Origin of the sequence: Sphingopyxis sp. USTB-05, from assembly GCF_023822045.1 — a bacterium.
GTDB lineage: Bacteria > Pseudomonadota > Alphaproteobacteria > Sphingomonadales > Sphingomonadaceae > Sphingopyxis.
On the sequence record NZ_CP084712.1, the window covers coordinates 859,330 to 878,830 of the forward strand.

The 19,501-nt window shown below is 62.8% G+C and carries 13 protein-coding genes; 7 read left to right on the forward strand and 6 right to left on the reverse strand.

Annotated elements, in window-relative coordinates; translation table 11 throughout:
* Nucleotides 1-221 precede the first annotated feature (221 nt).
* Complete coding sequence (locus KEC45_RS03725; RefSeq protein WP_193749179.1) at nucleotides 222-2,495, forward strand: TonB-dependent receptor; 2,274 nt, start codon at nucleotides 222-224, stop codon at nucleotides 2,493-2,495.
* A gap of 33 nt (nucleotides 2,496-2,528) precedes the next feature.
* Nucleotides 2,529-4,229, forward strand: a complete 1,701-nt coding sequence (locus KEC45_RS03730; RefSeq protein ID WP_062182944.1) for a sulfatase-like hydrolase/transferase — start codon at nucleotides 2,529-2,531, stop codon at nucleotides 4,227-4,229.
* A gap of 23 nt (nucleotides 4,230-4,252) precedes the next feature.
* On the opposite strand, the gene KEC45_RS03735 is transcribed toward KEC45_RS03730, so the two are convergent.
* The 4 genes from KEC45_RS03735 to KEC45_RS03750 all read right to left on the reverse strand — a co-directional run bounded on the left by KEC45_RS03735 (nucleotide 4,253) and on the right by KEC45_RS03750 (nucleotide 10,412).
* A complete protein-coding gene (locus KEC45_RS03735) occupies nucleotides 4,253-5,791 on the reverse strand; it encodes an AMP-binding protein (protein WP_062182941.1) in 1,539 nt (512 codons plus the stop codon).
* 14 nt (nucleotides 5,792-5,805) lie between these two features.
* Nucleotides 5,806-6,927 carry a DUF5938 domain-containing protein gene (locus tag KEC45_RS03740; RefSeq protein WP_062182938.1) on the reverse strand — a complete coding sequence of 374 codons (1,122 nt, stop codon included), beginning with the start codon at nucleotides 6,925-6,927 and terminating at the stop codon, nucleotides 5,806-5,808.
* A 29-nt stretch (nucleotides 6,928-6,956) separates the two neighbouring features.
* Nucleotides 6,957-7,727 (reverse strand): glucose 1-dehydrogenase, encoded by a 771-nt coding sequence (locus KEC45_RS03745; protein ID WP_062182936.1) that lies wholly within the window; start codon nucleotides 7,725-7,727, stop codon nucleotides 6,957-6,959.
* A gap of 87 nt (nucleotides 7,728-7,814) precedes the next feature.
* Entirely contained in the window at nucleotides 7,815-10,412 is a 2,598-nt protein-coding gene (locus KEC45_RS03750) for a TonB-dependent receptor (RefSeq protein WP_238586704.1), read from the reverse strand.
* Nucleotides 10,413-10,591: 179 nt separating this feature from the next.
* On the opposite strand from KEC45_RS03750, the gene KEC45_RS03755 reads away from it, so the two are divergent.
* The gene (locus tag KEC45_RS03755) at nucleotides 10,592-13,225 is read left to right on the forward strand and encodes a LuxR C-terminal-related transcriptional regulator (protein WP_252171497.1); all 2,634 of its coding nucleotides are present in this window, start codon (nucleotides 10,592-10,594) and stop codon (nucleotides 13,223-13,225) included.
* A 283-nt stretch (nucleotides 13,226-13,508) separates the two neighbouring features.
* On the opposite strand, the gene KEC45_RS03760 is transcribed toward KEC45_RS03755, so the two are convergent.
* The gene (locus KEC45_RS03760) at nucleotides 13,509-14,372 is read right to left on the reverse strand and encodes a hypothetical protein (protein ID WP_252171498.1); all 864 of its coding nucleotides are present in this window, start codon (nucleotides 14,370-14,372) and stop codon (nucleotides 13,509-13,511) included.
* A gap of 19 nt (nucleotides 14,373-14,391) precedes the next feature.
* Here KEC45_RS03760 and KEC45_RS03765 point away from each other — a divergent pair, with 19 nt between their 5' ends.
* The 4 genes from KEC45_RS03765 to KEC45_RS03780 all read left to right on the forward strand — a co-directional run bounded on the left by KEC45_RS03765 (nucleotide 14,392) and on the right by KEC45_RS03780 (nucleotide 18,790).
* The gene (locus KEC45_RS03765; RefSeq protein ID WP_062182927.1) at nucleotides 14,392-15,150 is read left to right on the forward strand and encodes a response regulator transcription factor; all 759 of its coding nucleotides are present in this window, start codon (nucleotides 14,392-14,394) and stop codon (nucleotides 15,148-15,150) included.
* Nucleotides 15,150-16,487 (forward strand): ATP-binding protein, encoded by a 1,338-nt coding sequence (locus KEC45_RS03770; RefSeq protein ID WP_062182924.1) that lies wholly within the window; start codon nucleotides 15,150-15,152, stop codon nucleotides 16,485-16,487. Before KEC45_RS03765 ends, KEC45_RS03770 begins: the two co-directional genes overlap by 1 nt.
* Before the next feature lie 102 nt (nucleotides 16,488-16,589).
* Nucleotides 16,590-17,285 (forward strand): carbonic anhydrase, encoded by a 696-nt coding sequence (locus KEC45_RS03775; RefSeq protein ID WP_062182921.1) that lies wholly within the window; start codon nucleotides 16,590-16,592, stop codon nucleotides 17,283-17,285.
* A gap of 5 nt (nucleotides 17,286-17,290) precedes the next feature.
* Nucleotides 17,291-18,790, forward strand: a complete 1,500-nt coding sequence (locus tag KEC45_RS03780) for a SulP family inorganic anion transporter (RefSeq protein ID WP_062182918.1) — start codon at nucleotides 17,291-17,293, stop codon at nucleotides 18,788-18,790.
* A 317-nt stretch (nucleotides 18,791-19,107) separates the two neighbouring features.
* Here KEC45_RS03780 and KEC45_RS03785 read toward each other — a convergent pair whose 3' ends face one another.
* Nucleotides 19,108-19,479, reverse strand: a complete 372-nt coding sequence (locus KEC45_RS03785) for a hypothetical protein (RefSeq protein WP_062182915.1) — start codon at nucleotides 19,477-19,479, stop codon at nucleotides 19,108-19,110.
* Between the last annotated feature and the right edge of the window lie 22 nt (nucleotides 19,480-19,501).

The following is a 19,501-nucleotide window of genomic DNA, read 5'->3' on the forward strand; positions in this document are numbered from 1 at the left end:
GTCATTTTGTGCGCCCCTTGGGTAAAGCAAATCTCCGTCCCTTGGCAAATTTCTGATTTGTGCCGGATTTCCGTGGTTTTGATAGTTCTCAAAAAATACTTAGAATGCTATTGATCTTGCTCGGCTCAAAATATATCAATTGATACATAATGAAGACGGTCATGGAGTCGAGAAGCGAAAATGCGCCTTTCGACCGGTGGCTGCGAACGAGGGAGAGAGGGATGAAACGCCACCATCGAGCCGTAACGGCACTTGCCACCGGAGCCCTGATGATGGCTGCCGCCGTCCCGGCGGCGGCACAGGAAGCCGAAGCGACCGGCGCGAATGATGCGACCAGCGCGGCGGGCAGCGAAGATATCATCGTCACCGCGTCGCGCCGTCCGCAAACGCTGCAGGAAGTGCCGATTTCGGTCGGCGTCGTCACGGGTGCCGCGATCGAGCAGCAGGGGCAGCGCCTGTTCACCGACCTCCAGTCGTCGGTTCCCAATCTTCAGATCGACAATACCAACGGCAATTACGCGATCACGATCCGCGGGCTCGGATCGGGCGCAAACAATCTGGCATTCGAACAATCGGTCGGTCTGTTCGTCGACGGTGTCTATTCCAGCCGCGCGCGTTCGCTGCAGGTGCCGTTCCTCGACGTCGAACGCATCGAAGTCGTTCGCGGGCCGCAGGGCGCGCTTTTCGGCAAGAACACAAATGCCGGCGCGATCAGCATGGTGACGCGCCGGCCGACCCGGGATTTCGAGGCCGAGTTCCGCGCCGGCACCGAACTCGCCGAAGGCGGCATGAATTTCAGCGGCTATCTGTCGGGCCCGATCAGCGACACGCTGAGCGTCCGGCTGAGCGGCGGCGCAGGGCAAGCGGATGGCTATATCGAAAACCGGCTGACGGGGTTCGACGACAATGGCTCGAAATACCGGTCGGGGCGTGCCCAACTCTTGTGGGAGCCGAGCGACGATCTGGAGGTCCTGTTCAAGGTTGAGGGTTTCCGGAACGAGATCAACGGTTCGAACGCGGTCTACAACAATATCGGCAACGCCAACTGCAACCTGTGCAACGTCATTCGAAACGCCAGCGGCGGTGCGGCGGCGCAGGACAAGCCTGGTTTTTGGCGGTTCAGCCGCGGCTTTCCTAAGGAATATGACGTAACCAAATCGCGGACCGGCGCAATGACGGTCAACTGGACGCCGGGCGATTGGACGATCGGGTCGGTCACTGCCTATCAGGCCGTGGATTCGGAACGGACATTCAACACCATTCCGGGGCCGATCAATCTGCTCAATACGCTGCAGGCCGAGGAGAGCAGCCAGTTTTTCCAGGAATTGCGCGTCTCGCGCGACGTCGCGGCGGGCATCAATCTCGCGTTCGGCGCCACCTATACCGATGCCGATCTCGATATCCTGCAACTCATCAGTTACAACGGCAATCTGGTGGGGACGACGTTGCCTCAGGCCGAAGGGAAGCGCGGCTTCACCCAGACTTCCTGGTCGCTTTCGCCCTTTGCAATCGTCGAGGCGGAACTGACCGATGCGCTGACCTTCAGCGGCAGCCTGCGCTACAGCTACGAAAAAAAGGAAGCGCGCGGGACCAGCACCAACGTCGGCCCACGCATCCCCGCGAACAATCTCGACTTCGACATCACCGGCAAACGGACTGAAAAGCTTTGGGATTATTCGCTGCGTCTTCGCTATGAATTCAGCCCGCAGGTCTCGACCTATGTCAGCTATGCGACGGGAACGAAGGGTGGGGGCTTCCTGTCGAACGACGGCCTGCTGCTGTATAACATCCGCAACAACAACGGCCGGTTCGACTTCGACGACGAACGGGCGCGGGCATGGGAACTTGGCACCAAGATGCGCTTGTTCGACCGCCGGCTCGACCTCGACATCGCGCTGTTCCGCACGCGTTTCGCCAATCTTCAGGTCTCGTCGTATAACGGCACCGCCTTCATCACCGGCAACGCTGCCAAGGCGACCGCGCAGGGTGTCGAGGTCGAGGCCCGCTATCGTCCGAATTCGGTCGTCAGCCTCGGCGCGACAGGGGCGTATCTGGACGCGAAATATAATGACTATCCAGGCGGTCCCTGCCTGTACAACGCCCCAGCGACCTGCACGCCCGCGACGAACAACCTTTCGGGCGTGCGCCTGACGCGCGCGCCCGAATGGAAGGCGTCGGGATATGTGCAGTTCGACGTGCCGGTGAGCGATCACCTGATCGTCAGCGCTCGCGGCGCCGCCGACTACACTTCGACCTCCTATTTGCAGGGTGACATGAACCCGCTGAACGCGCAGCCGGGTTATACCAAGTTCGACGCCCGCCTCGCGATCCGCAAGGAAGACGGCGCCTGGGAACTTGCGCTGGTCGGGCGCAACCTGACGAACGAGGTGACGTTCAGCCAGGCGATCAACACGCCGCTGCTGAACGGGAACAGCCATGTCGTGATGATCAATCCGCCGCGGACGGTCAATCTCGAGGCGGTTCTTCGCTTCTAGCCAATATGGATTTTGACATGGAAAGGTCGCGAGATGGTCTGGACTGTTGATCGCCGCACATTTGTTGGCGGCATGGGCGGGGTCGGGGCACTCGCGGCGTCAGGCGCGCGGGCGAGCGCGCGCGGGGCGGACGGACGCAGGCTCAACGTCCTGATGATCGTCACCGATCAGGAGCAGAGCATCGCTAGCTTTCCGCCCGGATTGCTGGAAAAATTGCCAGGGCACCGCGAACTCATGGCGCGCGGGCTGCTCGTCGAAAATTATCATGTCCAGACGACGCCGTGCAGCCCGTCGCGCTCCACGATCTTCACCGGGCATCACACACAGCGCACCGGAATCTATCTGAATTCGAGCGGCGCCGACGATCCCGTGCTGCCTACCGACCTGCCGACGCTTGGCCATATGATGCGCGCCGCGGGATATTACACCAGTTACAAGGGCAAGTGGCACCTCTCGCCCATCAACGAAAAGCGGAACTGGAATCAGGTGTCGGGCATGATCTATCCCGCCACCGAGAAGGCCATGGAGGAATATGGTTTCGACGATTACGGTTTCGACGGAGAGGCGGTCGGTCTGACCTGGGACGGATACCGGCACGACCAATATATCGCGGCGGACGCTTCGCGCAGCATCCTCGACTTCAAGGGGCAGGGCAAAGCCGGGGGCAAGCCGTGGTTCATGGTGGTCGGTCTGCTCAATCCGCATGACATCATGTTCTATGACGCGACTGGAAAACAGACTGAGACGCGCGCGCACCCCTATCTTCTGGGCCCACTTCGCCGCGAACCGGGCGACCCGCTCTATGCCGAAGACAATGGCTTCGAACTTCCCGCGAGCTTCTACCGCGACGATCTGAGCGGAAAGCCCGAGGCGCACCGGGCTATCGCAGCGTCGAATGTTCGCACCTATGGAACGATGGATATTGACGACGAGGCATCATGGCGCCGCTTCCGTAACTATTATTACAACTGCATCCGCGACGTCGACCGCCGGATCGGTCAGCTTTTGTGGGCGCTCGAGACGAGCGGCCAGCTTGAGAACACGGTCATCGTCTACACCTCCGACCATGGCGAGCGTGCCGGGGCGCACGGGATGCGGCAAAAGGGCGGCACCATCTACCGCGAAGAGACCAACGTGCCGATGATCATCGTCCACCCCGACGTTCCAGGAGGCCGCCGTTCCCGCCGCCTGATGAGTGCGATCGATATCGCGCCGACGCTGCTCGCGCTCGGCGGCAAGGATGCGGGCTGGCGGAAAGAACATTATCCGGATCTGCCGGGCGTCGATGCGACGCCGCTGCTCGCCGATCCCGAGGCGCGGACGGAGCGCGACATCCGGGGACATCTGTTCAACTATGCGGTTGCCTATGGCTGGGCCCCAAAGGCAGGCCAACCTGCGACCGCTCCATTCACTGACCGTTTCGACCTGTCACGCCGACGTTTGCACCGCGGCGTCCACGACGGCCGCTGGAAGTTCGCGCGCTATTTTGCGCCCGAGCATCATCAGCACCCGCGAAACTGGAAGGAATTGTCGGGGAACAACGACCTGGAACTATATGATACGCAGGCCGACCCGAACGAATTGATCAATCTTGCGTCGCGTCCGGATCAACGGCGCAACCTGTTGCGCCTGAATGCCATGGTCAATGCGCTAATTGCCCGAGAGGTCGGAAGAGACGACGGAAGGGAATATCCGGGACCGGTGGATCTATATAATCGCGCCTTGCCCATCTGAAACGGCCGACCGCTACCTATCGATCAGACTTCATCGCCCAATATCTGCGCCCGAATTTCACGTTTCAGGACCTTGCCTACTTTCGATCGCGGCAGGTCGGGCCAGATTTCTAGTTCCTTCGGCGCCTTGACGCTGCCGATTGCCGTTTTGACATGCGCGATGATCTCGTCCGCACCAGCGCTTTGTCCTGTGCGGAGCTGGACGACTGCGCACACGCGCTCGCCCCATTTGTCGTCGGGCAGGCCGAACACCGCGCCGTCCTGAACCGCCGGATGCGACAGCAGCGCTGCCTCGACCTCGGCCGAATAGACGTTGAAGCCGCCGGTGATGATCATGTCCTTGGCGCGGTCGACGATATAGAGGAAATTGTTGGGGTCGAGGTAGCCGATGTCGCCGGTGCGGTGCCAGCCGTTCAGCGTCGCCTCTGCGGTGGCCTCCGGGTTCCGGTAATAGCCGTCCATCACCAGGCTGCCCTTGACGACGATCTCGCCGCGCTCGCCCTGCGGCAATTCGCTGCCGCCTGCATCGACGATCGCGACGCGGACGAGCGGCCCGGGCTTGCCCGCCGACGACAGGCGATGGCGCGCGACGGATCCGTCGGGGTTCAGGTGATCCTTCGGCGCCATCATCGAAATCATCATCGGGGCTTCGGTCTGACCGAAGAGCTGCGCCATCACCGGGCCAAGCTTGTCGATCGCTTCCTCCAGCCGCGCGGGCGATATCGGAGCGGCGCCGTACCAGAAGCACTGCATCGCCGAGAGGTCGGTAGCGGGCAGCGCGGGATGGTCGAGCAGCATGTAGATGAGCGTCGGCGGCAGAAAGCTGTGCGTCGCGCGGTGCCTTGACGCCAGCGCCAGAAATTCGCCGATATCGGGGTATGGCATGATCACGATCTCGCCGCCATGCGCCATGATCGGGAAAGCGAGCACCCCGGCCGCATGGGTGAGCGGCGCCATCGCCAGATAAACGGGCCGGCCCTCGAACGGATAGCCCATCAACGTCAGTGCGGTCATCGCCTCGAGATTGCGATTGGTGAGCATCACGCCCTTGGGATGCCCGGTCGTGCCGCCGGTGCCGGGAAGCATCGCAAGGTCGCTGACGGGCGCTGCCGTGAATGGGACGTCGGCGACGCCCGCCAGCCACTGGTCGAGCGATGGTGCGAAGGGCTGTTCGGCGTCGAGGCAGACGAGCAATTCGAGTTTCGGCAGCTCCCTTCGCAGCACATCGACGAGGTCGGCGAACTTCGAATGAAAGAACAGCGCCGCGCAGTCGAAATTGTCGAGCACGAAGGCGTTTTCGGCCGCTTCGTTGCGCGGGTTGATCGGGCACCACACCGCGGCGGCGCGCGAAATCGCGAAGACGCAGGCAAAGGCGACGGGGTCGTTGCCCGACAGGATCGCAACATGCTTGCCGGGCACGATGCCCGCCGCGTGCAATCCGCGCGCGACGCGGTGGGTCAGAGCTTGCACCTGCCCATAGGACAGGCTTTCGCCGTCCATCGTCAGGCAGGGGGCATCGGGACCCAGCGACGCCCCCTTGTCGAGCCAGTCAACCAGCCGCATCGCCACGCTCTCCCTCAATCGTCGACCGTGACGATCGGCTTGAGCACCAGTCCGAACTGGCGCAGCACGCCGAGGATTTCATGGTGACCGAACGCCTGACACGCCGATGCGAAACCGACGCGGCGTGGCGGCTGCTGGAGCAGGTTCATCGCGCACCAGGCCTGCATCAATCCCGTCTGCTTGTAATTGCTATTGCCGTGGATCAGCACATGCGCGCGGCCGAGCGGGCCGGAGGCGTGGACCGAATCGATGCTGGTGTTGAGCCGCGGATTTTCGCGCGGCGGCATGTCGCCCTGCACCGATTCCGCCATCTTCGCGAGCGCCGCTTCCTGTTCCTTGAAGGGGAGTGGCTTGATGTCGGTATCGATCATCTTGGTCATCGCGACGACATTGTCCATGACCTCGCGCGCAAAGACGCCGCCATAGACCTTCACGGTCGAAACGCGCGGATCCTGCTTGAACCAGATCGGGTGCGAGGTACCGCCCCACGGCAGGGTCAGCGCGGTGGCGTGCTGGCCCGGCACATGGCATTCGGTCGCGGTCAGCGTCGGCCATTGGACATATTGGTTGTTCTCGAGATAATACCAGTCGGCCTTCAGGATCGTGAAGATCGTCTGGACCGAGGCATAGGTCGGGAAGCCCTTCCACAGCACGAGCATGTCGAGCGTATCGAGCCCGGGCGCCTGTTCGAGTGCGATATTCGCCGCAATCTCGCCGGTCGTGTACATTTGCGCAACGCAGGGAGAGAGGAGCAATCCCTTCTTCGCAAAGGCGTCGCCCCATTTTTCCTGTGCCAGCAGCATCCAGTCCTGCTCGCCGGTGGTGTCGAGATAATGGACGCCGGCGGCAAGGCAGGCCTCGACCGTCTCGGGACCATATTTGATGAAGGGCCCGACCATGTTGCACACGACCTTTGCGCCCTTGAACAGCTTGGTCAGTGCCGCGACGCTATGCTCGACCTCGACGACCTCATAATCGGCGGTCTCGATGCCGGGGACCTTGTCCATCACCTCCTGCACGCGTTTCTTATCGCGCCCGGCGGCGATGAAAGGGATGCCGAGTTCGCGTAGATATTCGCAGACGAGGCGGCCGGTGTAGCCCGAGGCGCCATAGACGATGACCGGTTTCTTGCTCATTTCCCAAATTCCCTCTGAATGATTGGCCCTCAAACGGCCGTGTAGCCGCCGTCGACGATCAGTTCGCTGCCACACATGTAGGCGGCGTCGTCGCTGGCGAGGAAAAGCAGCGGGCGCGCAATCTCGCGCGTGGTCGCCATGCGGCCGAGCGGGATCGCGGCGGCTGTTGCGGCGGCGAAGCCCGCCGCTTCGTCGCCGAGCGCGCCGACCGCGTCGGCAACCAGCTTGGTCTCGCAATAGCCGGGGTGGAGCGAATTGATCCGCACCGGCCAGCCCTTGCGCGCGCAATCGACCGCGACCGCCTTGGTCAGCATCGCGACGCCGGCCTTGCTGGCGTTGTAAGCGGGGAAGAGCGGCTCGGCGACGTTCGCGGCGATCGAGGCGACGTTGACGATCACGCCGCCCTTATCCTTCATCGCCTCGATGCCGGCGCGAACGCCGAGGAAGACACTCTCCAGATTGACGGCCATCAGCCGCTGCCATTCGGCGAGATCGGTATCGACGACCGATTTCAGGAAGCCCATTCCAGCGTTGTTCACAAGGATATCGAGCTTGCCCTCGCGTGCGATGACGTCCGCGACCAGTGCGGCCCACCCTGTCTCGTCGGCGACATCCTGCTTTCGGGCTTCGGCCTTGTGACCGTCGGCGCGGATCGCGGTCGCCGCCGCTTCGGCTTCGTCGCCATCGATATCGGTGATCGTTACAGACGCGCCTTCGCGAGCGAACTCCTGCGCGGCTGCCAGTCCGATCCCGCGCGCGGCGCCGGTGATCAGCACGCTCTTACCGGTAAAACGCATCATGACATGCTCCAAAATTATGGGGTCAGCAACAAATCGGGGACGGCGGGCTGAGGGAGGGGGCGCCCGCCGGTCCCCTGGCGTCGGCGATCAGAACTTGAACGTCGCCTCGACGCCGTAAGTGCGCGGTGTCCCGCGGTTCAGATAATCGAGCCCGAAGACATCGATATTGAGGCCGTAGGTGTAATAATATTTGTTGGTCAGATTCTTGACCCACGCGCTGACCGACAGATTTGCGTTCGCCTGATAGGTCAGCCGACTGTTGACCAGCCAATATCCCGGATTGCCGCAGGTAAAGGCGACGCCCGCGGGGCGAACGGCCCCTGGCGCTCCGGGGCGATCGCAGGGATCGAGCCCGTAATCGCCAAAGGCGTCGAAATAATATTTGCCCATATAGCTCGCGTCGCCGCGCAGGGTCAGCTTGCTGTCGCTTTGCTCGAAAATATCCCAGTCGAACCCGGCGTTGAAGGTGACCTTTGGCGCGTTGGGGAACGGGTTGCCGTTCACGTTGCGCGTGAATTGGGTCGCCGGATCGTTCGGGTCGACGACATTGCCCTTATATTTGCTGTTGAGATAGCCGAAGGCCGCATTGAGCTGCAGCCCATCCATCGGAACGACGGTCAGCTCGGCCTCGCCGCCCCAGACGCGGCCGTTGGCGCTGCGCGTAAACGTCGTCGCGCCGACGACCTGCGTCGTCTGCTGGTTCGAATAATCATAATAGAAACCGGCGAGGTTGAGCTGGACGCGGCGATCGAGGAACTGGGTTTTGATGCCGCCTTCATAGGCGTTCACCTTTTCGGGCTTGATATAATAGACCTGATTGGTTCCCTGATAGGCGAGGCCGTTGTAACTGCCGCTGCGATAGCCGCGGCTATATTGCAGATAGCCCATGATATCGTCGGCGAACTCATAGCTGATGTTCGCGCGACCGGTCAGGCGGTTCGCCTTTTCCTGCATGTTCATCTTCGGCAAATTGGGGTTGTAGGTGGCCGAATAGGGGATCAGATTGGTGGCTGGCGTTACCCCGTCGAGCGCATAGATGAATGTGCTGCCGTTGCGGAACTGGACCTTGTCCATCGTGTAGCGGAGACCGACGGCGACGGTCAGTCTGTCGGTCGCCTTCCAGGTCAGGTCACCATAGATGGCCTTGGATGGGCGGCGGACGTCGAAATTCTGTTCGCCCAGGATCGGGCCAAAGGGTCCGGCGCCTGCGGCCAGACATCCTTGATAATAGGCGCCGCCCGCCGGAAAATTGCCCGTGTTGTTGATCGCGGCGTCGGTCTGGTACGCGACCAGCGTGCGGGCATCAAAAAAGCCGTTCGGGTTGACGACGACCGGGGCGCAGAAGCCCGGCGACGTCGGGGTGAGCGTCGGGTCGAGCGCGAAGGCAGGCAAGGTGCGGATGGAGTCTGGGGTGCCGATAGCGGCATTATTGTAACCGCCCGGAACGCCGAGCCCCAGCAGCATCGGCCGGAGCGCCCCAAAGAAGTCTGGTTGATTCCGGGTCTTGATGGTGTCCCGACCATAATAGAGCCCCCCGACGAAATCGATGCTGTCGTCGGAATAGTTCAAGCGCAGATCTTGGTTGAAATTCTTGCTCGTGCTATTGAATCGGATCGAGCACACGTCCAGCGGCGAACCGTCGCAATCATTGGGGGAAATGCTGTATTTGCCGGTGTCATATCCGGTGATCGAGGTCAGCGTGAAATAGTCGTTGAGTTCCATCGCGATGTTGAGCGCGACACCTCTGGATGAGGAGAGCGACTTGCCGCCCTGATCGGCGGATACCTCATTCTTCCCTAGCGCGCGGCCACCGTTCTGGGCCGGATTGAAGCGCGAATAGCCCACAATATCTTCGCCATTCGCGAACTGGCCGAGCGAATAGGCGTTGGCCGTCCACGGATCGTCCTTGGCGGCATAGGCCTTGAGGTTGATGTCGAGCGTGTCGCTGGGCTTCCAGCGCAGCGAAATGCGGCCCGCGATCGAATCGGTGGTAGCGACTTTTCGATCCTGCGCCGGATTATATTGCCAGCCACCGCCCTTCGCGACGGTTCCGGCCACGCGCACACCCAACACGTCGGGGATAAGCGTCTTGTCGAAGCCGCCTTCGATCGTCTTGGTGTTATAATTGGCATAGCCGAGCGTGAAATAGCCTTCGTCGCCCGACAGTCCCGGCCTTTTGGTAAAGAAGCTGATCGCGCCGCCGGTCGTGTTGCGGCCGTAGAGCGTGCCCTGCGGTCCGCGCAGCACCTCGACGCGGTCGATGTCGTAGAGCTGCCCACCATGGCTGGCGCGGAAGCTCTGATAGACTTCGTCGACATAGACGCCGACCGGGGACGCCGTGGACGCCGAAAACTCATTGGCGACCGAAATTCCGCGCAGCGAGAAGTTCGGCTGCGTCTTGCCATAGGGTGTCGAGATTTGCAGGCTCGGTACCGCGCCCATCAGGTCGGAGGTCTCGTTGATCCCGCGTGCCTCCAAAGCATCGCCGCCGATGGCCGAGACCGCGGCGGGAACGTCCTGAAGATTCTGCGCTCGTTTCTGTGCAGTTACGACGATTTCGGCGATCCCGCCGCTGTCAGAGGTTCCGCCGTCTGCGGGCGGCGCTTCCTGCGCCGACGCGGCAGCGGGCCATCCGATCAACATGGTGGTGGACAGGCAAGTCGCCAGAAAAGCCTTGTTGGTCACGCTTTCTCTCCCGTCGTTCGACCCCGTTCTGTGCGGCGTCTTCGTCAACGGACGCTATGGCGCGCGTCCGTTCGGCGACAGGCAAGGCGGCGGGGGGAGCGATGGGGGGGATGCGCAGCTCTGCTTGCCCCCGGAAGTTCAAGGCACTAGCCTTGGCGCAACAATTCGGAGGACAGCGAATGACCGTCCAGCCGGGATCGAGGACAGAGCCCACAGCCCTTTTGCGCGCGGTGCCGAGCGACGGCATCATGCCGCCGCCCGGCCGCCAGTTCGTGCCGCCGCGCTTTCCGGCCGACCTGGCCGGCCTCGACGGGCAGCGACGCTGGCTCGATCGACTGGCGGAGCATGAGGCCTGCGCGGTGCAGGCCCCTGCGGGCTATGGCAAGAGCGCCTGGTCTGCGGCGCTTTTCGCCGAGGCGCAGGCCGCTGGCTGGCGTACGGCCTGGTTGACGATCGATGCCGACGGCCATGCGGATGCCGCGGGGCTGCTGTGCGGGGCTTTTGCCTATGCGCACGATGAAACGGCGACCGCCATGGAAATTGCCGACGCTCTCGCCATGCGGATCGACGCGAGCGACCGGCCGTTTCTGCTTGTCCTCGACAATGCCGATCGGCTCATAGACGCACGCGCGCATGCTATCGTCGAATGCTTGATGCGACATCCACCTGCGCATTTGCGGCTGCTTCTGGCGAGCCGGGCACAGCACGGCATCGCGCTGGGCGATGCCCCGGCGCGGGGCGTGGTCCTCGCTATAGGTCGCGCCGAGCTCGGCCTGTGCGACGCCCATGTACAAGGCTTTCTCGACCGGGCGGGCGTGCCGTTCGATGCGCGCGAGGTCGCGGCGCTCAATCGCTTCATCGAGGGCTGGCCCGCCGCGCTGCGGTTGCTGGCCCGGCAGCCCGACCGGCTCGCGGCCATGGTTCGGGAAAGGCAGTGGGACGCGCTCGCGCGCTGTCTGATGCCGCTCGTCGATCCGCCGGTCGACGCATTGCCCGCGTCAGCGGCGCAATTGCTGCGACGTTGTGCCGTGGCGCCCCGCCTTGATGCCGATCTGTGCCGCTTGCTGGGTGGCGACGGCGCGGTGACATTGAGCGAGCTGAGTAGCCGAGGCGTATTTCTGGAGCCCTTGGAGGACGGAGGCTATCGCCTGCATTCGGCGGCGCGCGCCGCGATGGCGCAGCGTTTCGGAACCGACGAAGTGGCGCAGTTGTGCCGTGTCGCCGGACGCCATTACGCGAGCCGCGGGATGATCGGCGAAGCGATCGATCAGATGTTCGCCTGCTCCGATCTGGCCCAAGCTGCGGCGCTCGTTGCCGATGCCGCTATGCCGATGATCGAACGGGGCGATATCGGCCGGGTTCGTGACTGGATCGATCGTTTGCCGCCCGAGATGATTGCGGGATCGTCGGGGCTGGCGCGCGCTGCAAGCTGGCTGGCGGTGCTGCAGGCCGGCGATCTTACGAAGCAGGACGCTATGGACGCCGCAGAGGCGCGGGTGCTCCACCTGCTGCACCGCGCGCATGGCGGAGATAGGCCCGACGAGGTGATCGAGGCCTGCGACCGAATTCTGGCAGACCCCACCGGCTTGCCTGATTTTGCCGTGAACATCGTCCGTGCAACGCTTGCGCTCGGCGCGTTGCGGCGCGGCTTGTTCGGACTGGTCCACGATGCCGTGCGGCCGCTGATGCTGCACGGCGCTGGACGGACACTTGACCTGCCCGGAGCTCTCGCTGCAGTTGCGAAAGCGGGTGTTTCGCGCGCTCAGGGGCAGCTTGGCGAGGCCGAACGATTGCTACGCGAAGCAAGAGCGCGGCTGCACGATATCGGGCTGGCGTCGGCGCTGATCGACGCAGCGCTTGCACGCTCCTGCTACGAGCGTGACGCCTTCGAGGCTGCGGCGGACCTGGCCGCCGGCGCGTTGCCGCACCTTGAACGAAGCGCTTTTCAGGACGCGCTTGTCCATGCTTTTCTCGTCGCCATTCGCGTGGCGGCGGGAGCGGGGCGGGGCGATACCGCCGCCTCGCTGATCGACCGCGCCGAACTGATCGCATTCGCGCGCGACTGGGCACCGCTCAAGGCGCTGTGTATTGTTGAGCGAGCGCGGCTTCGTCTGCCGCAAACGATCGATGCCGAAGCGGTCGTTGCGATCGGCGACGAGGAAGGGGCGGCGCTCGACCCGCTCTCGGCGTCGGCGCGCGCCTTTGCAATCCTCTCCGAGATGCGCGCTTATGAAGCGATTGCGAGCGGCGACCGTCCGCGGTTGACCTCGGTCGCGGAGCGACTGCTACGGCTCGCGTCGAACGGCGACGATGCCGAACTGCGCGCCACCGCGACGCTGTTCAACATCCTACCGCAACTGAGTGGCCGCTGCGACAAGATGGTCGAACTCGAAACCGTGCGCTTCCTCAATCACGCCGCAAGCTCCGGATTCCGGCGGACGATCGTCGATGTGCTCGACGTCACCGGTGTCCGCGCCGTGCAGAATTTCTGCAGCGAAGCTTACATGTCCGACTGCTTTCTCGGGTTACTGAAACTGGCCGAACCGTCGCGCCGCAATCCCGCGCTCGAAGGCGGATACAGCGCCGCCCCGGGCGAGGCCTTCTCTTTCCTTACCGAGCGTGAGATCGAGATTCTGAGCGCGCTCAATGCGGGCGAATCCAACAAGGAGATCGCGCGGACGTTGCACCTCGCGCCCGAAACCGTGAAGTGGCATCTCAAGAACATCATGCGCAAACTGCGGGCGGGCAGCCGGGAAGAAGCGGTGGCGAATGCGGCGACGCTGGGACTGAAACTGATCGAGCACCAAAGCTGACGTTTTGGCGCTTTCATACAATCGAGAATCGAGACGTCCCGCTAATCGCGGCGTGCGACCCAGGAGAGCTCTTCCTCGCAAGAGGACAGAAATCTTCATCTGGCGCCCGCCGGTTCTTCTGGCGGGCGCTTTTTTTTTGAAGAAGATGAGGGCTAGCGAACGGGCGTTCGATCGATCCCCGCAACAATTCCCGCAGGTCGCTCTGTTCCCTGATCGCCGCAAATCGCCGCCTCAAGCCTGCAAATCAGGGGGATGTCGCTCGGGCGAGAAGCCCGCTTGTGTGTCAGCTGCTGGCTGACATCGACGAGTTCGCGCGATAACCCTCAACGGCGAGCAATAGGCCTTCGATTTCGGCCGCAACGATCTTGATGCGCAGATCGTCCTGACCGTCCGGCCGGCCCTTGAACTTGAGGTCCCAGCTTTCGCCGCGATCCGTGATGGCCTTGAGAAGGTCTTCGTCGACCGAGAACACTAGCTTCATCGTAAGTGCGCAGTCGCCGGTGAAGTCGCTGTTGGGGCACATGGTGTCGTCGCTGCGGAGGGCACGGTCGAGCGGGCGTGCGACGAGACGGCCGTCGCGATCCTCGAAATGGACCACATCATATTGCCTTTGCGAACCCCGATAGCGCAGCGATTGATGAACTTCGAACCGGATATCGCCAGTTCGTTTGTCGATGTGAGCTTCGACGTGGCCGTCGGCCCAGGTCGAGCCGTTGACGCGGCGTTCCTTACGGAAGCTGTCGCGGGTGGATATGATGGTCGAGAATTCGAGGTCGTCGTCATCGACCGTCGTGGTAGAGCGGAAGCCTTCGGCGTCCATTTTGGCGAGTTGGCTCGGCACCGGGGCGGCGTTTGCAGCAGCGGAGGGAGCCAGCAGCATCGCGGCGACACCGGAACAAAAACGCGAAAGGCGCACCAATATACTCCTCGACATCAGCCGGCCCGGTACGGAACGACGGTCGCGGTTCCGGGCGGATGCGCGTTTAGCTAGTGCTCCTACCATGCAGCCGCTTGTCGCAAATGTTACGAAATATTTCTGGCAAGAGCGCGGGCGCTTGGCATCAGCGTTCGTAACGATTTGTTTCTGTGACGATGAGGCGTTGCCATTCTGGGACAAGCTGCGGGGGCGACATTGACGTTGACGCATCGCCCCCTACGTGGCGCGCATGCTTTCTTGCTCTCCCTCGCTCACTCCTTCCTTTCTTCCTCAATCCTCCACGACCGCTCCGACCGTCCTCCTGGTGGAAGACGATCCGCCGCTCAGGACTTTGACCGCCCGCGCGCTTCAGGAAAATGGCTATGTCGTTCGGCCCGCCGCAACGGCCGCCGAGATGTGGGCGACGTTCGAGGCTGGTCCGATCGACCTCATCCTGCTGGACATCATGCTGCCTGGCACGAGCGGCATCGACCTTTGCAAAATGATCCGGCAGCGGAGCAGCGTTCCGATCATCTTCATCAGCGCCCGGGCGAGCGAAACCGACCGCGTCGTCGGCCTTGAACTCGGCGCGGACGACTATCTGGCCAAGCCCTTTGGAACGCGCGAACTCATCGCCCGCATCCGCGCCGTGCTCCGCCGGGGAGTGACCGAAGAGCGCCGTGCCGTGCCGTCCAACCGGGCCGAGTTCGACGGTTTGACGGTCGATTTCGCCCGCCGTCAGCTTTTTTCGCGCGATGGCGCGATGATTCCTCTTACCGGCGCGGAGTTTGACCTGCTCGCGAGCTTTCTCAGTCACCCGCTGCGCGTGATCGCGCGTGAGCGATTGATCGAATTGTCACGCGCCCGCATCGGCGACTCCTCTGACCGCAGTATCGACGTGCTCGTCAGTCGTCTGCGCCGCAAACTGACCGATGATGAGAGGCCGGCGCCGTTCATCACCGTGCGCGGCGTAGGCTATATGCTGAATGCCAGCGTCAACCGGATCTGATGGTCGCGCGCCCATCGCCAGGACTGATCGGTCGCATCGTCGGAATCATCCTGCTGACGGTGATGCTGGAGTTTGTCGTCAGCACCCTGCTGTATGAACGAGCCGGCGAGTTTTCGATCAAGGAGGATGAGGCGCGGCGGCTGGCCGAGCATCTGGTGATCGTGCAGCGCCTTGTCGACGAGCGCCCACCGACCGAGCGTCCGGCGATTGCGAGTTACCTTTCAACCGATCGTTATAAGGTCGAGTGGCAACGATCGGCACCCGATCGCCACATGCTTTCCGCCGAGTTACGGCAGATGCGTGACCAAGTGGTGGAATGGGAGCCGGCACTAGCGAGTGCGGGTTTGCAATTGCAACTGGCCTCGCCCGTCAGCAACGACAAGGTGGCCGGCCAGATCATTCTGGCGGATGGCAGCTGGGTTCATTTCAAGATGTACGGGCTCGAGACCGGCTGGGGCTTGAAGTTCAACCGCATCATGCTGGCGCTGATACCCGCCATCGCATTTGCCATTTTAGGCGGTTTGCTCGTTCGGCAAACGCTGCGCCCGCTTAGGACGCTGGGTCACGCGATAGAGAGTATGGGGCAGGGCGAGCGTATCGTCGTGCGCGAGGAAGGGACGAACGAGGTTCGTCACTTGATCCGAGCCTTTAACCAGATGCAGGATCAGATCAGCCGTATGATCGCGGATCGCACACAGGCGCTCGCGGCCGTCGGACATGATTTGCGTACGCCGCTCGCGCGGCTCCAACTTCGTATCGACGGATCGGAGGACACCGATCTGCGCCTCTCTTCCGAGCGCGATATTGCGGAAATGGAGGGGATGATTGCTTCGGTCCTCGCCTATCTTGGCGGTGACGAGGATTCGGACGCGTCGATGCGGGTCGATCTGGGCGTTCTCGTTGCGACGCTGGTGGACGACATGACCGATCATGGTCACCGGATAAGCTATCAGGGACCGGATCACCTTATAGCGATGGTCCGACCCAATGGGTTCAAGCGGGCGATCACCAACCTGATCGAGAATGCCATTCATTATGGCGAAGATGTTCGGGTGGGCCTGGCGAGCGAGCCGGACAGGATCGTTCTTCACGTCGAAGACAACGGTCCCGGCATCCCCGAGGAATCGCTTTTGGACGTGCTGGAACCTTTTGTCCGGCTCGACGCTGCGCGCAGCCGCAATACCAAGGGGCTTGGTCTGGGCCTCGCGATTGTTTCGCGGATGGTGGAGCGCGAGGCCGGCACGCTCACCCTGACCAATCGGGCCGAAGGCGGCCTGCGTGCCGAGATTGCCTTGCCTCATCCCAGATCAGCCAAGCCTGCGCCCCGCCAGCAATAATTCCTTACATTGATGCTGCGCCGCAGCAATCGACGCCGCTTATCTGCCTTCGTCCAACGGTCGGGACCTTGTCCCGCCGCCCCCCAGCGAAGGAGTATCGGAATGAACGAGCTGATCGGACGCGTCTTCCATTTTGAAAAGCAGGTTTTCCCCAGCAATCTCGATCTGTACGCAAAACTCGCCACCGACGGGCAGAGCCCGAAGGCCTTGATGATTTCCTGTGCCGATTCCCGCGTCGTGCCGGAACATATCATTCAGGCGCAGCCCGGCGATCTGTTCGTGTGCCGTAATGCCGGCAATATCGTGCCGCCCTTCGCGACCGCAAATGGCGGCGTTTCGTCGACGGTGGAATATGCCGTGCTCGCGCTCGGCGTACGCGACATCATCGTTTGCGGCCATTCGGATTGCGGCGCCATGAAAGCGCTGGTGCATCCCGAAAGCCTGGACACCATGCCCAATGTCGCTGCCTGGTTGCGTCACTCGCATGCCGCCCAGCGCGTCGCGGCGGAAGGGTATCCGGAGGCTGAAGACCATCAGCGCGTCCGGATCGTCGCGATGGAGAATATCGTGGCCCAGATCGCGCATCTGCGCACCCACCCGTCGGTGGCGTTGGGCATCGCGCGCGGCGAGATCTCGCTGCATGGCTGGTTCGTCGATATCCATGCCGGTGCGGTACTTGGGCTGGACGGCGAAACGGGCCGCTTCGTGCCGATGCGCGACGATCGCCCCCTGCCGGTAGCGCTCGCCGCCGGACCGCGCCGCGCCGCCGACACGCTGCCGCTGGTTGCTGCGGAGTGAACCCGATGACCGCTTCGCCCTTGCCCTCGAACTGGATGGCGCGGGATTTGACCGCGTCCGTCGTCGTATTTCTGGTCGCGATGCCGCTTTGTATGGGCATCGCTATCGCGTCGGGTGTGCCGCCCGAAAAGGGCCTCATCACCGGCATTATCGGCGGGATCGTCGTTGGCCTGCTCGCGGGATCGCCGCTGCAGGTCAGCGGCCCCGCAGCGGGCCTTGCGGTCATCGTTTTCGAGATTGTCCAGCGTCACGGTCTCGCGGCGCTGGGACCGATCCTCGTCGTTGCTGGCCTTATTCAGTTTCTGGCCGGCGTGATGAAACTAGGCGGCTGGTTCCGCGCCATCTCGCCCGCCGTCGTCCATGGGATGCTGGCCGGCATCGGCGTGCTGATCGTCGTTGGGCAGTTCCACGTGCTGTTCGATGCCCAGCCGCTTGCCAGCGGGCTCGAAAACCTGCTGGCGATCCCCGGGCGCGTGCTGGGGCTCGACGGACCGGCCGTTCCGGCGCTGTTTATCGGCATGGTCGCAATCGGCTGTACCCTCTTGTGGGACAAGATGCGCCCCGCCGCGCTTCGCCTGCTGCCCGGCGCATTGATCGGCGTCGTTCTTGCCACGCTGATCGCTTCGTTCGCGGGGCTCGACGTAGCACGCGTTAATGTACCCGAATCGATCACCGCGGCGATTACGCCGCCGACGATGGAGGGACTCAGCGCGATGCTGACCCCGACATTGATGGTGACGGCGATCGCGATCGCGTTCATCGCCAGCGCTGAAACATTGCTTTCGGCTGCGGCGGTCGACCGGATGCACGACGGCGTGCGTACCGACTATAACAAGGAATTGCGTGCGCAGGGCGTGGGCAACCTCCTTTGCGGTGCTGCCGGAGCATTGCCGATGACCGGCGTGATCGTCCGCAGTTCGGCGAACGTTCAGGCGGGGGCCGTGACGCGTATGTCAGCGGTGCTGCACGGGATCTGGATTCTTGCACTGGTCGCGGCGATGCCGTGGCTGCTGCGCCAGATTCCGATGGCCGCGCTCGGCGGGATCCTTGTCGTCACCGGCTGGAAACTAGTCAGTCTGCGGCATGTACGTCACCTCCTGAAATCGCACGGCCCGCTGCCGGCGGTGATATGGGCGGCAACGCTCGTCATGGTGGTCGCGACCGACCTTTTGACCGGCGTCCTTGTCGGTCTGGCGCTGTCGCTCATCGAGATCGTCCCCAATATGCGGCGGTTGAAACTCGACGTCGATCAGACGGAACATGACCATGGTCACGAACTCCGGCTCGCCGGCGTTGCGAGTTTCGTCTCGTTGCCCAAACTATCCTCGGCGCTCGACGCGCTGCCGGTCGATCAGCGCGTTCGCATGAACCTCGCAGGCCTTCGGTCGGTCGATCATAGCTGTGCGGAACTGATTTCCGAATGGTGGCAGCGTCGCCGATCAAGGGGAGGCGAGGTCGAGATTCACGGTGCACAGGGGCGCCTTGCTACCTTGCTCGCGCACTGAAGATAGTCCGGGCCATCGCGCTGACCGGTATCGGGAAGGCCAAGTCTGCGGCTGCGGGCTTGGCCTTTTCTCGGCCGCGCCTCGAAGTCTGTCGCAGCGGACTGAAATCGCCGCCCCAAACCCGCGGTTCACGCTCCTTGTGGCACGAGAACCCCTTTCCAAGCGCAGCCATGGCACAACGGCACTTTTGCCATGATTCCAATTGGCTCGTTAGCGGCCTGTCCATCCATTATGCGGCCCGCTTCCCGCACGCTTAAGATCGCCTGCTAAAAAATCGGTGATCGTCGGTAAGCGACGAGATGTCGTCGTCGAGGGTGCTATTTGTCCCACGTGGTGGATGCTCCTCGACCGCTCCGGCAATGAAGGCGCGCGATCATCCGGTCGAACTCATAAGCGAAGTCGACTTGGGCCTCGACCGCACGAAATCTTTGCTTCAGGTCCGCGATCCTCAGAAGCGAAGCCGAATTCGCTTCGCGGTCGCGCCCATCGAGATCGGCGCGATAGGCCATCTCGATGACGAACAGGCGGACAAATTCGGCAAGAGCCGGCAGCCTCATCTCACGAAACCCGGCCCGAGCCGCGCCCCAGTTCAGGACCTTCGCGTCGGGTGGCACCGCGATCCTGCGATCTCCGGTCATGAAGCTAACCACGACCGCCGTGTTCCAGATCAGGATGTCGGCATTGCTCATCCTGTCCGCGCCGCCCGCAGAT

Bases quoted from the DNA above. Each gene is read 5' to 3' on its own strand.
- KEC45_RS03725 (WP_193749179.1), top strand. From the start codon at position 222: ATGAAACGCCACCATCGAGCCGTAACGGCACTTGCCACCGGAGCCCTG.
- KEC45_RS03730 (WP_062182944.1), top strand. From the start codon at position 2,529: ATGGTCTGGACTGTTGATCGCCGCACATTTGTTGGCGGCATGGGCGGG.
- KEC45_RS03735 (WP_062182941.1), bottom strand. From the start codon at position 5,791: ATGCGGCTGGTTGACTGGCTCGACAAGGGGGCGTCGCTGGGTCCCGAT.
- KEC45_RS03740 (WP_062182938.1), bottom strand. From the start codon at position 6,927: ATGAGCAAGAAACCGGTCATCGTCTATGGCGCCTCGGGCTACACCGGC.
- KEC45_RS03745 (WP_062182936.1), bottom strand. From the start codon at position 7,727: ATGATGCGTTTTACCGGTAAGAGCGTGCTGATCACCGGCGCCGCGCGC.
- KEC45_RS03755 (WP_252171497.1), top strand. From the start codon at position 10,592: ATGACCGTCCAGCCGGGATCGAGGACAGAGCCCACAGCCCTTTTGCGC.
- KEC45_RS03760 (WP_252171498.1), bottom strand. From the start codon at position 14,372: ATGCGTCAACGTCAATGTCGCCCCCGCAGCTTGTCCCAGAATGGCAAC.
- KEC45_RS03765 (WP_062182927.1), top strand. From the start codon at position 14,392: ATGCTTTCTTGCTCTCCCTCGCTCACTCCTTCCTTTCTTCCTCAATCC.
- KEC45_RS03770 (WP_062182924.1), top strand. From the start codon at position 15,150: ATGGTCGCGCGCCCATCGCCAGGACTGATCGGTCGCATCGTCGGAATC.
- KEC45_RS03775 (WP_062182921.1), top strand. From the start codon at position 16,590: ATGAACGAGCTGATCGGACGCGTCTTCCATTTTGAAAAGCAGGTTTTC.
- KEC45_RS03780 (WP_062182918.1), top strand. From the start codon at position 17,291: ATGACCGCTTCGCCCTTGCCCTCGAACTGGATGGCGCGGGATTTGACC.
- KEC45_RS03785 (WP_062182915.1), bottom strand. From the start codon at position 19,479: ATGAGCAATGCCGACATCCTGATCTGGAACACGGCGGTCGTGGTTAGC.